Genomic DNA, 14,083 nt, shown 5'->3' on the forward strand with positions numbered 1-14,083 from the left:
GGGCAACACCCTCAAATCACCCTCCACCAAAAACAAACCCGGCCAAAATGACCGGGTTTGTCAGCAGTCTGAGGCCCCGAACCATGTTCGGGGCCTTTTGCATATTGAGCAGGGCTGGCTTATTCCTTGGGCGCGTCAGGGTCAGGTTGGCCGACCCCTTTGAACAACCGCTTTAACGGGAATGTCCAGACAATTCCCAGCGCTATGTAAATTGCCAGTTCCACCAGAAATGGCGGCCTGTCAAACAGGTCAATCACATTCACAGTTACAACGATATATAGCGGCAGTGCCACCACCAGCGCAAAAAGCGCCCAACGTCGTCTGGCTTTCCATGATAAGGTCATCAGTCTTCAAACGGGTCTGTTACAAGGATGGTGTCGTCGCGTTCCGGTGATGTTGAAAGTAGCGCGACAGGGCAATCAATCAACTCCTCGACGCGGCGAACGTATTTGATGGCGTTCGCGGGCAGGTCTGCCCAGCGCCGCGCGCCTTCGGTCGACTCACTCCAGCCCGGCAGTTCCTCATAAATTGGCACGCAGCGCGCCTGCTGATCTGCCGCTGTGGGCAGGTAGTCCAGCTGCTTGCCGTCCAGTTCATAGCCCACACAGATTTTCAGCACATCGAACCCGTCCAGAACATCCAGCTTCGTCAGCGCAATGCCATTCACGCCGCTTGTCGCGCAGGTCTGGCGCAACAGGCAGGCGTCAAACCAGCCGCAGCGCCGCTTGCGGCCTGTTGTGGTGCCGAATTCATGCCCGCGCTCGCCCAGCCGCTGGCCATCTGCGTCATGCAATTCCGTCGGGAAGGGACCTTCGCCCACGCGGGTCGTGTAAGCCTTCACAATGCCCAGCACAAAATCAATCGCGCCCGGCCCCACCCCCACACCCGTCGCAGCCTGCCCCGCGATCACGTTGGACGAGGTGACATAAGGATAGGTGCCGAAATCCACATCCAGAAGGGCACCTTGCGCGCCTTCGAACAGAATACGCTTCCCTGCCTTGCGCTTGTCGTTCAGCACTTTCCAGACAGGTGCTGCATATTTCAGGATTTCGGGCGCGATGTCACGCAATTGCGCTAGTAGGGCGTTGCGGTCAACTTCGCCCAGGCCCAGCCCCGCGCGCAAGGCGTTATGGTGCACCAACGCGCGATCCACCCGCATTTGCAAAGTCGCATCATCGGCCAGATCCGCCACGCGGATGACGCGGCGGCCAACCTTGTCTTCATAGCATGGGCCAATGCCGCGCCCGGTGGTGCCAATTTTGGCCACTGCGTTCTGGCTTTCGCGCGCGCGGTCAAGTTCGCCATGGAAGGGCAGAATCAGTGGCGTGTTTTCAGCAATCATCAGGGTTTCTGGGGTAATGTCCACGCCTTGGGCGCGGATCGTCTCAATCTCTTGCAGCAGGTGCCACGGGTCCAGAACGACGCCATTGCCGATGACCGACAATTTGCCGCCACGCACCACGCCTGACGGCAGCGCATGCAACTTGTAGACCTTGCCATCAACAACCAGTGTGTGCCCGGCATTATGGCCGCCCTGAAACCGCGCCACCACATCGGCACGTTCTGACAGCCAGTCTACAATCTTGCCTTTACCTTCGTCACCCCATTGGGCGCCGACTACCACGACATTGGCCATGAATGGTCCCCTTTGACTTGCAAACCGCCGCCTGTCATAGCGCTTCGCTGCGCGCTGTAAAACCCGAAATAACGTATCGGCCCGCCCCTGCTGTGCGGGAAACAGGGGTTGCGGGCAATGGCCCAAGCGCCTAAGTAAGCGGGAACAGAAAAAGCGGGTTGTTCCTGATGCAAAATGTCGTGCTGATTGTCCATCTTCTCCTGGCGCTGACGCTGATTGGCGTCGTGCTGGTGCAGCGCTCCGAGGGGGGTGGTTTGGGTATTGGTGGTGGCGATGGCAGCCCGCAGGCAGGCCGCCCGCCGTTGACAGCAATGGCAAAACTGACATGGGGTCTGGCAATCGCGTTTATCGCCACGTCGCTGGCACTGACAGTGATTGCCGCGCAACAATCGGCCAGCGTGTCTGTGCTGGACCGTCTGGGTGTTCCCACACCGTCCAGTTCCAGTGTGCCAGCCCTGCCCACAACCGACAGCTTGCTGCCGCCGCCTGCTGCTGACGACACGCTGGCCCCACCGGCCGCAGATTAAGGCAAACCACAATTTCTTGCGGGGTGCATTTTTTGTGTGCCCCTATCTAGCGGCTGGCTTGCGGTTGCGGGCATTTTAGGCTATGGCTTGAACCCCGTGATACTTGGGGTTTTGCACGCGCCCCGCTTCCGCCGAAATACATGATCACGGGGGGTCGTTTCGACCATGGCACGTTATATTTTCGTAACTGGTGGCGTTGTTTCCAGCCTTGGCAAGGGGCTTGCATCTGCTGCATTGGGTGCCTTGTTGCAAGCGCGCGGCTTCACGGTGCGGTTGCGCAAGCTGGACCCCTACCTGAATGTCGACCCCGGCACCATGTCGCCGTTTGAACATGGCGAAGTGTTTGTCACCGATGACGGTGCGGAAACCGATCTGGACCTTGGGCATTATGAACGCTTCACGGGCGTGGCCGCGCGCCGCACTGATTCGGTGTCGTCAGGGCGCATTTATTCCAACGTGCTGGAAAAGGAACGCCGCGGCGATTATCTGGGCAAGACCATTCAGGTCATTCCCCATGTCACGAATGAGATTAAGGACTTTCTTGCCGTGGGCGAGGATGAGGTTGATTTCATGCTGTGCGAGATTGGCGGCACAGTGGGCGACATTGAAGGGCTGCCATTTTTTGAGGCTATCCGCCAGTTCAGCCATGAACGCCCGCGCGGGCAGTGCATTTTCATGCATCTGACCTTGCTGCCCTATCTGACCGCCAGCGGGGAATTGAAAACCAAACCCACGCAGCATTCCGTCAAGGAACTGCAATCCATCGGGATTGCGCCTGACGTGCTGGTGTGCCGGTCTGAACAGCCCATCCCCGAAAAGGAACGCCAGAAAATTGCGCTGTTTTGCAATGTGCGCCCCGAAGCCGTCATTCCCGCCTATGACCTGAAATCCATTTATGAAGCGCCGCTGGCCTATCATCGTGCGGGGCTGGATCAGGCGGTTCTGGATGTGTTTGGCATAACCCCTGCGCCGCGCCCGAACCTGGACCGCTGGGAAGATGTGCTGGACCGCCTGCAAAACCCAGAAGGTGAAGTGCGCATTGCCATTGTCGGCAAGTATGTCCAGCTGGAAGATGCGTATAAATCCATCAAGGAAGCGCTGATCCACGGCGGCATTGCCAACCGCGTGAAAGTGCATGTTGAATGGATCGATGCGGAAGTGTTCGACCGCGAGGATCCGGGCCCGGCGCTGGAACGTTTCCACGCAATTCTGGTGCCCGGCGGGTTTGGCGAACGCGGAACCGAAGGGAAAATTCGCGCGGCAACCTATGCCCGCGAAAAGAAAATTCCCTATTTCGGCATTTGTCTGGGCATGCAGATGGCCTGTATCGAAGCGGCCCGCAACCTGGCCGGTATCCCTGATGCGGGATCGGAAGAATTCGATTTCGAGGCTGGCAAGAAGCGGTTTACCCCTGTTGTCTATCACCTGAAGGAATGGGTGCAGGGCAACCACAAGGTGGAACGCAAAGTGGGCGATGACAAGGGCGGCACCATGCGCCTTGGGGCCTATACCGCCCATCTGAAAGAGGGGTCGAATGTGGCCCGCATTTATGGCGCAACCCGCATCGAGGAACGCCATCGTCACCGCTATGAGGTGGACACCCAGTTTCGCGCCGCCCTTGAAGGGGTGGGTCTGACATTCTCTGGCCTGTCACCCGATGGAAAATTGCCCGAGATTGTCGAACATGAAGGCCATCCGTGGTTTATTGGTGTGCAGTTCCACCCCGAACTGAAATCCAAGCCATTTGAACCCCATCCCCTGTTTGCTGATTTCGTGCGCGCCGCGGTTGATGTGTCGCGTCTGGTGTGACGCGGCCTAGTATTCAACAGGCGGCGGGGCAGGCTATTTCAGGGCGTTTGACACAACACGCGCCAGTTCCTGCCTGTTGATGGGTTTTGGCAATATGTCGGTGAAACCTACGGCAAGATAGGTTGCAATCTGGTCTTTCATCACATTCGCGGTTGCCGCGATAGCGCGCGGGCGGGGGCGGCCTGTTTCCTTGGCCTCTTGCAGGATCGTGGTGAAGGCTTCTATGCCGTCCATGACCGGCATGGAGATGTCCAGAATAACCAAATCGAAATCCTGTTCGCGCCATAAAGCGCAGGCTTCGGCGCCGTTTTCCGCAAAGGACGCATCGATGCCAAGTTGTCCCAGCATGATTTGCATGATCATGCGGTTGGTGGCCGTGTCGTCGGCCACCAGAACTTTGCGCCCGATCAGGTTTTCAGCATCTGGTCGCGTTTTGTTGTCCTGACGGGCGGGCTGCGTGTTGGACGGGGCCTTCTGCACTGGCAAGTTTAACCTGACAGCTATTTCTGTGCCTCTTCCCTGCACGGATTTGACGATGATTTCCCCGTTCATCATGTCAACCAGTCGCCGCACAATTGCCAGCCCAAGGCCGGTTCCCCCGTAACGCCGGGCGATGCCGGATTCGGCTTGTTCGAATTCCTCGAATACGCGAAGCGACTGTTCCTGCGTCATCCCGATGCCGGTGTCGATGACCGTGAATTCCACGCAATCGGGACTGGTTGCATCAACCTGCACTGTGATCTGGCCCGCTGGCGTAAACTTTATGGCATTGCCGATCAGGTTTTGCATGATCTGTGTAATTCGGGTTGAATCCCCGATGCGCTGTTCCGCGCGATCCCCCCGGTAGTCAACGTGGAATTCCAGCCCCTTCGCGCGGGCAGCGCCATGATGAAGCGCCCGTAGCTGGGTCAGAAGGGTGTTCAGGTTGAACGGTTTGGGGTCAAGCGTCAGTTTGCCCGCCTCCACCTGTGCCAAATCAAGGATGTCGTTCAGAAGGGACAGCAAATTCCAGCCCGAATCGCGGATTGTGGTGATCATGCCGTGCTGCTCTGGCGACAATTCGCTATCGGCCAACACATCGGCCATGCCCAGAATGCCGGTCAGCGGGGTGCGGATTTCATGGCTCATATTTGCCAGAAATGCGGATTTGGCGGCGTTTGCCGCTTTGGCGCGGGCTGCGGCGTCGCGCAATGCCGCCTGTGTGGACAGATGGTCGGTAATGTCCACCAAGGAACACACAACGCGCGCGGCATTGCCGTTTACCTGCAAGGGGGTGGCGTTCAGTGATACGGCGCGCCGTGTCCCATCAGGCCGTTGCACCGAAATGCGTATATCGCGTAGCGATTCGTTATTGCTCAGGGCGTGCGACACCAATTCTTCGCTGGCGGATATGGGACTGCCGTCCAGTTCGGTAATGCCCCAGCCGGGGTCCGCATAGTGCTTGCCAATACAGCCGCCGGGGCCGACACCCAGCAAGCGTTCGACTTCTGCATTCGCAAAGACAATTCGCCCGTTGCGCCCGAATGCCAGCATTCCGGCGATGTCGGTTTCCAGAACGCGCGCAAGAAAATCGCGCTCTCCGCGCAGTTCGTCCTGCAGTGTCAGGACATCGGTAATGTCGATCAACGATATTAACCAACCCATGCGCGCTGTCTTGTGCCTAAGGGGGCGGTTTACCGCAACGACTTGTGTGGCGTATATGCGCCCTGCGATTGACAGTCGTGTGGTCTGGGGCGGCTGGGCGTCGTCTTGCATGGTGTCCAGCAGCAGTGCAGCGGGCGCGTCTGATGGCAAGGGTGCCCCGCGGTCCAGCAGAATGCCAGCATTGCCAAACACCTTTTGGGCGGCGGTGTTCGTTGTCATGACGCGCCCGGTTGTGTCCACCATAATGGTAGGGTCGCGCGTGGTGAAGAACAACAGATCGCGGCCAATCGTCGACAGGTCGAACGGGCGGGTTATGACCATCATCCAAGTGAATAAAAACAACACTAACGCAAACATGAACGGTGTCGGGTCAAACCCAAATAGTGTCACCCCGCCCAGAATATAGGCCAGATTTCCCGCAACAGGAAACAGGGTGATCGCCAGCAACATGCCGAAATGCGCGCGATAGGCGGGATTGGCCAGCCACATGCCCGAAAGCCCAATGCCAACCGCGGCCAGCAAGAACACATACAGATATGCTGCAGCGCCGTAAAATAGTGGCCCATGCTGATATTGCACTGACAATCGGCCGTCAATTTCCAACATGGCTGTTTCAGGCCCATAGAACAGGCCATGCCACGGATTGGTGAAGGCCATCAAGGTTATGATCAGGGGACCGCCCACCAGGGCGGTCTGTTCCCATCGCGCCAAACCCTGACGCCGCCCGAATGCATAGGCGTGCAAGAAGAAGGCCCAGACGGTTGGCAGAAGCACAATCATCGGCCACGCCATCAGCGCGAAGGTCACCTTGCAGTGTTCAAGCGTCGTGGACATTTCCAGAATGGCGGCTGCCAGCCATCCCAGCATGACAAGATGCGCTGTCACGCAGAACCCTTTGCCCGAAAAAGGCGCCTGTTTCGCAATGCTGACCGTCAGCACAGCCAGCCCGGCCCAAAGAACAAGGATTGCGGCAGTTGCCGTGTCGAATGATGCGGATAACACGCACTGCATTACAAAGCCGTCCAGTGCCTTGATTGACGCGCCAAGCAATGGAAAGTGAGCATAGGAAATTCCGCATAAAACAGCAAAAAAACCCTACGTTTCTGAGGGCGGTTTTGCAAGTTGCAAAGCCACATGCACAGGTTGGCACAGCCGCAAACGCTGCGATATTATAGCATTTTCGAGAAAATTTTTACAGACTTTTGCGATTTGAGAATGCTGCAACCCGAAGCGAATGCATTTCGAAAGCAATAAACACACAGATGACTTTCATTCAGGCCCTGCTGCGTTCATGGGCATTCACGCGCCACCCTGTGCCGCAATGGCTTCCTCGTTTCAGCATGCCAAAATAGGCTTCTGCACAACATATTCCAAACCGCCCACGCCGGAAACGCACAGGCTGCGACGTGCAGACACGTTGCAGGTAATCGTTCCGCTGCGTCTGGCGCATGACCAGATGCCGCATAGCAGCGGTGCGTTCAAACTGGCTGGTGTCCTGCCTAAAGGGTGACATCCACATGCGCCGTGGTGTCGTCCACTGCGTTTGGTGTCAATTGCGAAAGAATATGGTAACCGTCATGCGGTACCTTGGCCTGACTAGGTTCGGCCTGCGCGTTGTCTTCTTCTATTGCGACGTTTGCGGGTTCAGCAAGAGATTCGCGCAGGTGTTGTATGACATTCACTTCAAATGAAGGCGGTGGGCCAACAAGGCGGTTGCGCTTGTCCTGCGGTGAAGCCATTGGCCGCGATGACGAAAGATCTGCCTTGGTCAGGGCTTGCCCTTGTTGGACGGCTGTTGAGATAAGGCTTTTTGCAGTCGGTGCCCCCCCGCGCGACGCGTGCGGTTGCATCAATTGTGCCAAAGGTTCGCGGTGACTGGGCGCGATTGGACCATTTGCAGGTGTCGTTGGAAGAATCGGCATATCCCCCTCCAATTGATTGATGGATATAATTCAGGTCAACAGGTTAACAGGAGGGATTTAATATTCTGTTAAAAAAGCGAATTTCTTTACTTATGGTTAACAAGTGGGTGCCGGCGCATTTGCACCAAAAAAGGGGACAGCGTTCTGGCTGCCCCCTTGACATGTTGCTTACTGCAGATTGCGCAAAACCGGTTCCCACTTTTGCGCAATCTGTTCCAAAGCGTTTCAGCGCAAAATGCTGCGGCCCGCGAAAACCGCTGTTTCGCCCAGCATTTCCTCAATCCGGATCAACTGGTTGTATTTTGCCAGCCGGTCTGACCGTGCAAGCGAGCCGGTCTTGATTTGCCCGCAATTGGTGGCTACGGCCAGATCGGCGATTGTTGCATCTTCGGTTTCGCCGGACCGATGGGACATAACGCATGTCATGCGTGCGCGGTGGGCCATGTCCACAGCGGCCAGGGTTTCGGTCAATGTGCCGATCTGGTTGACCTTGACCAACAGTGAATTACCGCAGCCTTTTTCAATGCCTTCGGCCAGACGCACGGGGTTGGTGACGAACAGGTCATCGCCCACCAACTGGACCGACGCGCCCAGTCGGTCTGTCAGCAGTTTCCAGCCGTCCCAGTCGTCCTCGGCGCAGCCGTCTTCGATGCTGATGATGGGGTAATCGGCAACAAGTGCTGCCAGATAGTCGACATTTTCCGCCGGTGTCAGGGATTTGCCTTCGCCCACCATCTCATACTTGCCGTTCTTGAAATACTCGGTCGCGGCGCAATCCAGCGCAAGGCAGATATCCTCGCCGGGGGTGTAGCCTGCTTTTTCAATGGATTTCAGAATGAAATCCAACGCATCGCGCGTGGATGACAGGTTCGGGGCAAATCCGCCCTCATCCCCGATGCCAGTGGACAGGCCAGCAGCGGAAAGTTCTTTTTTCAGGGTGTGGAACACTTCTGCGCCCATGCGAACGGCTTCGCGGATGCTGGTTGCGGAAACCGGCATGATCATGAATTCCTGAATATCGATCGGGTTGTCGGCATGTTCGCCGCCATTGATGATATTCATCATGGGAACGGGCAGGGTGCGCGCTGATGTGCCGCCCACATAACGAAACAGCGGCTGGCCTGTATAGTCCGCAGCCGCCTTGGCCACAGCCAACGAGACGCCCAGAATGGCATTCGCACCCAGGCGCGCCTTGTTGGGGGTGCCGTCCAGTTCCAGCATGGCCGCGTCAATAGCGACCTGTTCAGTGGCGTCAAAACCCACCAGCGCTTCGGCCAATTCGCCATTCACTGCGGCAACGGCTTCCAACACGCCCTTGCCCATGTAACGCGATTTGTCGCCATCGCGGCGCTCCACGGCCTCGTGCGCGCCTGTGGACGCACCGGACGGCACTGCGGCGCGGCCCATGGTGCCATCTTCAAGAATGACGTCCACCTCAACGGTCGGGTTGCCCCGGCTGTCCAATATCTCGCGGCCAATAATATCAATGATCGTGCTCATGCGGTGCCCCTGTTCGCTGGAAACGGTTTCAGCTTCCTATAGCGGCAGAACATGACAAGTTCTAGGCCACTTTCGTTTCCCGCCACAGCGTGAACAGCCCGGCCGCGACAATAATTGCAGCCCCCAACAAGGTTATCCCGTCAGGGCGTTCCCCGAACACCAGCACCGCGACCACCAATGCAAATAGCATGCGTGTATATCTGAACGGTGTCACGAAGGACAATTCGCCCACCCGCATGGACGCTACAAGCGCGTAATAGGCCAGCACCCCGACCGAAAGCGCGGCACCCAGTGTTGCAAGCTGGGCCAGTGACGGGATGATCACAGAATGGCCCATTGCCGCCATCAGGAAAAATCCTGCGGGAACCAACATGGCGAAGGCCCATGATGAAATCTGGTAGCTGGACACGGCACGCGGAATCACACGTGTTGCCAGGTCACGCCCGGCCAGACCGATAACCCCGATGATCGCAAAAAGGGATGCGGGTTCAAACCCGGACATGCCGGGCCGGACAATCAGCATCACACCGAAGAAGCCAAGGGCAATCGCACTCCAGCGGCGCCAGCCCACCTTTTCGCCCAGAAACAGCACTGCGCCAAGGGTGACAACCAAGGGCGCGGCCTGCAAAATGGCAGAAGCGGTGGCCAGACTTGCCAACACAAACGCAAGAACAAAGCCGACGGTCCCCACAATTTCCGCAGCATTGCGCAACAACAGCGCCGGCGTCAGCAGCGCGGGCGAAAGCACTTGTTGCCCCTTGCGGTGGGCGATTGCGCCAAATGCGACAGCACCGCCTGCGCCCAGTAACACAAGGATCTGGCCGACCGGCAGGGTATCTGCCAACAGCTTGATAAACATGTCTTCCAACGCAAAGCCCGCCATCGCAAGGGACATAAGAACAGCGCCGCGCAGATTGTCGGTCATGGGGTAGGGTCTTTCACATGTGAACTTGATCAAGGGCTACAAGCTGCGCCCTGAATTTGAAAGAGGAAAAGCAAAAAGCGCGCCGATCCGGGCGCGCTTTTCAATGGGTTATGATAGGATCTATTGCCTAGTCTTGCTTTGCTGCGCGCTTGATTGGTGCCCACAATTGCTTGTTGGTCAGATACAGCAATGCCGCCAGAACCGACAGGAAGATGACGCCCACAAAACCAGCGCGCTTGCGTTCAACCAGTTTGGGTTCAGCGGTCCACATCAGGAATGCAGCAACGTCCTGCGCCATTTGTTCCTCGGTGGCGGGGGTGCCGTCGGCATATTCGATCATATCATCGAACAACACCGGGTTCATTGACACCCAGCCATCATAGGCCGCGTTGTAGTAAAACAGTGTACCCGCCTGAAAGTCCTCTTCGCCGGTGTATCCGGTCAGGAAGGATGCAATATATTCCGGCCCGCCCAAACCGCGGAAAAGCTGGTTCAGGCCCAAACCATATGGCCCGGCGAAGCCGACACGCGCTTTAGCCATCAAGCTAAGATCAGGTGCCCCTTCGAACTGCGATTCGGGGAAATGGTCCGGCCCTGCCGCTGTGCGCCAGTCGCGCAACTCTGCGTCCCAGATTTCATACATTTCCGCATAGGCGCGCATCTGGTCGTCGGGCAATTCTGGCCCGTTGCGGTCACTTAGCGTGCGGAATGCGACGAATTCCAAGCCGTGGCAGCTGGAGCATACCTCGGTATAGACCTGAAGGCCGCGTTGCAACTGGTTGCGATCATAGACCCCGAATGGCCCTTCGAACGAAAAGCTGAAATCGGTTATCTCGCCCAGCCCCCCGGCCGAGAAGGCCGGGGTTGCTGCCAAAGTTGCTGCCATGAGGGCGGAAGCAGCGAGTTTCTTGAACATCATATCTCTCCTGTTTCCTGATCTCACTCGGCCGGGATTTGTTCGGGCGAGGGGCCGGAACCACCGGATTTCTTTTTCAGACTGGCCTTGAAGTCAGCTTCGATGGTTTCGGGCTGCGGCAAGGGTTTCTCGATCACGCCAAGGATAGGCAGGATGACCAGGAAATATGCGAACCAATAGGCCGTGCCGATCAGCGCGATGTTGGTATAGATCCCTTCCGCCGGCATGGCACCTGCCCACATCAGCACAAAGAAATCGACCACCAGCAACCAAAACCACCATTTGAACATGGGACGATACCGGCCCGAACGCACTGACGATGTGTCCAGCCATGGCACCAGCGCCATGACGAAAATGGACGCAAACATTGCCAGAACCCCGAAGAAAGCCGCATCGATAATCCCGAAGGACAGCCAGTTTACCGCCATCACCACCCAAACATCAGAGGTAAAGGCGCGCAAAATGGCGTAGAAGGGCAAGAAATACCATTCCGGCACAATATGCGACGGCGTTACCAGCGGGTTCGCCTCGATGTAGTTGTCGGCATGGCCCAGGAAGCCGGGCATGAAACCAACCAGCGCCCAGAAGCCCGCCAGAATAAGCACCAGCGCGAACAGGTCCTTGATGACGAAATAGGGCCAGAAGGGCAGCGTGTCTTTCGCAGCTTCTTCTTTGGATGCGCGGCGCACGTCAACACCTGTGGGGTTGTTGTTGCCCGTGGTGTGGAAGGCCCAGATATGCAGGATCGACAGGCCCAGAATGACGAAGGGCAGCAGATAATGCAGGCTGAAGAAACGGTTCAGCGTGGCATTGCCCACGGCTGGCCCGCCCAGCAGCCACATTTGCAGCGGCTCGCCAATGCCGGGAATCGCGCCGAACAGGCCCGTAATAACGGTGGCACCCCAGAAGGACATCTGGCCCCATGGCAGAACATAGCCCATAAACGCGGTGGCCATCATCAGCAGGTAAATCAGCATGCCGATAATCCACGTGATTTCGCGCGGGGTTTTATAGCTGCCGTAATACAGGCCCCGGAAAATGTGGATATACACTGCCGCGAAGAACAGCATGGCGCCGTTCTGGTGCAAATACCGCAGCATGAAGCCGCCATTCACATTGCGCATGATATGCTCGACACTGGCAAAGGCCATGTCCGCATGCGGCGTGTAATGCATGACCAGAACAATGCCGGTCACAATTTGCAGGATCAGACAGAACATCAAAACAATGCCCCAGATCCACATCCAGTTCAGGTTCTTGGGGGTCGGGATCATGATTGTGTCATAGATCAGTCCGACAATCGGAAGCCTGCGATGAACCCACTTTTCAGCGTTCGTCGTCGGCTCGTAATGATCGTGTGGGATACCAGACATGGGTGTTTCCTCCCTTAGCCGAGCTGGATTGTGGTGTCGTCAACGAAAGTCGCCACCGGAATATGCAGGTTTTCCGGTGCCGGACCGCGGCGGATACGCCCTGCGGTGTCATAATGCGACCCGTGGCACGGGCAGAACCAGCCGTTAAAATCGCCAGCGCCGTTGCCCAGCGGCACACAGCCCAGATGGGTGCAAACGCCGGTCATTACCAACCATTCGCCCGCTTCATCCATGGTGCGGTTTTCGTCCAGCGCATCGGTTCCGGGCTTGTTGGGGTTTTGCGATGCGCGATCGATGGACAACTGGTCCAGTGTGACGGCGCGGCCTTCTTCGATCTCCGTCTCGGTGCGGCGACGAATGAAGACGGGTTTGCCCAGAAAGTTGACGGTGATCTGGCCGCCGGGTTCCAGACCGCCGACATCAACAAAAATCGATGAAAGTGCCTGAACATCAGCCGAAGGGTTCATCTGATTCACCAGTGGCCAGACAGCTGCGCCAACTGTTACAACGCCCGCACCTGCTGTGGCGTAATAGATGAAATCCCTACGGGTGCTTTCGTTGTCGTCAGCATGGGACACAAGCATTCTCCCTTTTCAATGGGTACGAGGGCTGCAGAATAGGATCGGGCCACAACATTGCCGCAGCCCCATGGTTTGGGTATTTAGCGGGGAATCCATAGCCCGTCCAGCCGCGAAAGCGGGCAATGGTGTCGCAGGTGAGTGGTTTTTCAGGGCATTTTGATTCAGAAGCCACATTGTGAGCGCAACCACAAACCCCGCAAGCGTGTTGCGTTCGGTCTTGCCGCGGCCGCAGACCGCACATCCCGGGCGCGGCTAGGCAGGGGGTGCTGTGGCCAGCATGCTGCCGCGTTGGGCGAATTTCTGGTGCCAATCCGCCAGTTCGGGATGTCCTGCGCGCCAGTCGCGGGGCCCATGGCGCAGGTCCAGATAGGACAGCGCGCAGGCGGTGGCGATCTGGCCTATGCAGACCGGACCGGACAGATACCCCAGCCAGCGGGTTTCCAGCACATCAAGGCTGCGCGCGACCTTCTGCCACTGCCCCTCGACGAAGGGGGCGAAGCGCATTTCCTCGGGGCGCAGGCGGGATTCATAGACTATGGCCAGCGCGGCATCCAGAATGCCATCGGCCATTGCCTCCAGCGTCAGGGCGTCCCAGCGCCGCGCGCCGTCCGGATACAGCCCTGCTTGCGCGATGCTGTCCAGATAGGCGCAAATCACACGGCTGTCATAAATTGCAGGGCCGTCGTCGCGCGTCAGTGTCGGAACTTTGCCCAACGGGTTATGGGCAAGGGGGGCTTGGCCGCTGTCCAGCGGTGTGCCTGATCCCGTGATGATGGCCAGATCGGATGCTATGCCCGCTTCATGTGCCAGCACCATAACCTTGCGGGCATAGGGTGATGTCGGGCTGTAATACAGGGTCAGCGCCATCAGACCCACCGCAGCCTGATGCGGGCCAGAAACGCGGCATCCAGTTCCACACCGCGGCTGCCATGGCCCAGCCTTATGATTCTGCGCAGGCGCGCGGTGCTGTTGATCTGGTCGGCATCGCGCGGTTGCGTAATGGATATGCCTTCGGGCATCTTGTCCAAGGCATCCTCGACGGGCTGGGCAATATGGCCGGGGCGCACCTGACGGGCAACAACATAGCCGGCAAGGGCCAATGCACCGTATTTGACAGCGACAGCAGCGATGGGGGCAAGGGGCAATGCCACGGCGTATCTCCCGAACAGTTTGGGCAAGAGTAGCAAAAGTTGCGGATTTGTCCATTCACCTTGCCGACAATCTGGCCCTGCGGATGTGCAGAACCTGCG

General features: G+C 57.7%; 13 protein-coding genes. 2 read left to right on the top strand and 11 right to left on the bottom strand.

Going from position 1 to position 14,083, the window contains the following annotated elements:
- Positions 1-119: 119 nt before the first annotated feature.
- Positions 120-344, bottom strand: coding sequence for a DUF2842 domain-containing protein (locus ACTZWY_RS11385; protein WP_444790833.1), 225 nt, complete (start codon positions 342-344; stop codon positions 120-122).
- Positions 344-1,636 (bottom strand): adenylosuccinate synthase, encoded by a 1,293-nt coding sequence (locus tag ACTZWY_RS11390; protein ID WP_444790834.1) that lies wholly within the window; start codon positions 1,634-1,636, stop codon positions 344-346. Before ACTZWY_RS11390 ends, ACTZWY_RS11385 begins: the two co-directional genes overlap by 1 nt.
- Before the next feature lie 167 nt (positions 1,637-1,803).
- On the opposite strand from ACTZWY_RS11390, the gene secG reads away from it, so the two are divergent.
- Positions 1,804-2,163 (top strand): preprotein translocase subunit SecG, encoded by a 360-nt coding sequence (secG, locus tag ACTZWY_RS11395; protein ID WP_444790835.1) that lies wholly within the window; start codon positions 1,804-1,806, stop codon positions 2,161-2,163.
- A gap of 165 nt (positions 2,164-2,328) precedes the next feature.
- On the top strand, positions 2,329-3,972 hold the full coding sequence (locus ACTZWY_RS11400; protein WP_444790836.1) for a CTP synthase: 1,644 nt from the start codon (positions 2,329-2,331) through the stop codon (positions 3,970-3,972).
- 33 nt (positions 3,973-4,005) lie between these two features.
- Here ACTZWY_RS11400 and ACTZWY_RS11405 read toward each other — a convergent pair whose 3' ends face one another.
- From ACTZWY_RS11405 to ACTZWY_RS11445, 9 genes are all read right to left on the bottom strand, one after another.
- Positions 4,006-6,627 (bottom strand): histidine kinase N-terminal 7TM domain-containing protein, encoded by a 2,622-nt coding sequence (locus tag ACTZWY_RS11405; RefSeq protein ID WP_444790837.1) that lies wholly within the window; start codon positions 6,625-6,627, stop codon positions 4,006-4,008.
- Positions 6,628-7,115: 488 nt separating this feature from the next.
- The gene (locus ACTZWY_RS11410) at positions 7,116-7,355 is read right to left on the bottom strand and encodes a hypothetical protein (protein WP_444790838.1); all 240 of its coding nucleotides are present in this window, start codon (positions 7,353-7,355) and stop codon (positions 7,116-7,118) included.
- A 408-nt stretch (positions 7,356-7,763) separates the two neighbouring features.
- Positions 7,764-9,038, bottom strand: a complete 1,275-nt coding sequence (eno, locus tag ACTZWY_RS11415; protein WP_444790839.1) for a phosphopyruvate hydratase — start codon at positions 9,036-9,038, stop codon at positions 7,764-7,766.
- Between the two features lie 61 nt (positions 9,039-9,099).
- The gene (locus tag ACTZWY_RS11420) at positions 9,100-9,963 is read right to left on the bottom strand and encodes a DMT family transporter (RefSeq protein WP_444790840.1); all 864 of its coding nucleotides are present in this window, start codon (positions 9,961-9,963) and stop codon (positions 9,100-9,102) included.
- Between the two features lie 127 nt (positions 9,964-10,090).
- Positions 10,091-10,879 carry a cytochrome c1 gene (locus tag ACTZWY_RS11425; protein ID WP_444790841.1) on the bottom strand — a complete coding sequence of 263 codons (789 nt, stop codon included), beginning with the start codon at positions 10,877-10,879 and terminating at the stop codon, positions 10,091-10,093.
- Positions 10,880-10,902: 23 nt separating this feature from the next.
- Positions 10,903-12,252, bottom strand: a complete 1,350-nt coding sequence (locus tag ACTZWY_RS11430) for a cytochrome b (RefSeq protein ID WP_444790842.1) — start codon at positions 12,250-12,252, stop codon at positions 10,903-10,905.
- Between the two features lie 14 nt (positions 12,253-12,266).
- Positions 12,267-12,830 carry a ubiquinol-cytochrome c reductase iron-sulfur subunit gene (gene petA, locus ACTZWY_RS11435; protein WP_444790843.1) on the bottom strand — a complete coding sequence of 188 codons (564 nt, stop codon included), beginning with the start codon at positions 12,828-12,830 and terminating at the stop codon, positions 12,267-12,269.
- 255 nt (positions 12,831-13,085) lie between these two features.
- Positions 13,086-13,694, bottom strand: a complete 609-nt coding sequence (locus ACTZWY_RS11440) for a glutathione S-transferase (RefSeq protein WP_444790899.1) — start codon at positions 13,692-13,694, stop codon at positions 13,086-13,088.
- Between the two features lie 5 nt (positions 13,695-13,699).
- Positions 13,700-13,984: a hypothetical protein gene (locus ACTZWY_RS11445; protein WP_444790844.1), complete on the bottom strand. Its 285-nt coding sequence runs from the start codon at positions 13,982-13,984 to the stop codon at positions 13,700-13,702.
- Between the last annotated feature and the right edge of the window lie 99 nt (positions 13,985-14,083).

The sequence above is a fragment of the Roseinatronobacter sp. NSM genome (assembly GCF_052379845.1).
Classification (GTDB): Bacteria; Pseudomonadota; Alphaproteobacteria; order Rhodobacterales; family Rhodobacteraceae; genus Roseinatronobacter.

Excerpts from the sequence above, each read along its gene's own strand:
- ACTZWY_RS11385 (WP_444790833.1), bottom strand. The coding sequence starts at position 344 with ATGACCTTATCATGGAAAGCCAGACGACGTTGGGCGCTTTTTGCGCTG.
- ACTZWY_RS11390 (WP_444790834.1), bottom strand. The coding sequence starts at position 1,636 with ATGGCCAATGTCGTGGTAGTCGGCGCCCAATGGGGTGACGAAGGTAAA.
- secG (WP_444790835.1), top strand. The coding sequence starts at position 1,804 with ATGCAAAATGTCGTGCTGATTGTCCATCTTCTCCTGGCGCTGACGCTG.
- ACTZWY_RS11400 (WP_444790836.1), top strand. The coding sequence starts at position 2,329 with ATGGCACGTTATATTTTCGTAACTGGTGGCGTTGTTTCCAGCCTTGGC.
- ACTZWY_RS11405 (WP_444790837.1), bottom strand. The coding sequence starts at position 6,627 with ATGCAGTGCGTGTTATCCGCATCATTCGACACGGCAACTGCCGCAATC.
- ACTZWY_RS11410 (WP_444790838.1), bottom strand. The coding sequence starts at position 7,355 with ATGGCTTCACCGCAGGACAAGCGCAACCGCCTTGTTGGCCCACCGCCT.
- eno (WP_444790839.1), bottom strand. The coding sequence starts at position 9,038 with ATGAGCACGATCATTGATATTATTGGCCGCGAGATATTGGACAGCCGG.
- ACTZWY_RS11420 (WP_444790840.1), bottom strand. The coding sequence starts at position 9,963 with ATGACCGACAATCTGCGCGGCGCTGTTCTTATGTCCCTTGCGATGGCG.
- ACTZWY_RS11425 (WP_444790841.1), bottom strand. The coding sequence starts at position 10,879 with ATGTTCAAGAAACTCGCTGCTTCCGCCCTCATGGCAGCAACTTTGGCA.
- ACTZWY_RS11430 (WP_444790842.1), bottom strand. The coding sequence starts at position 12,252 with ATGTCTGGTATCCCACACGATCATTACGAGCCGACGACGAACGCTGAA.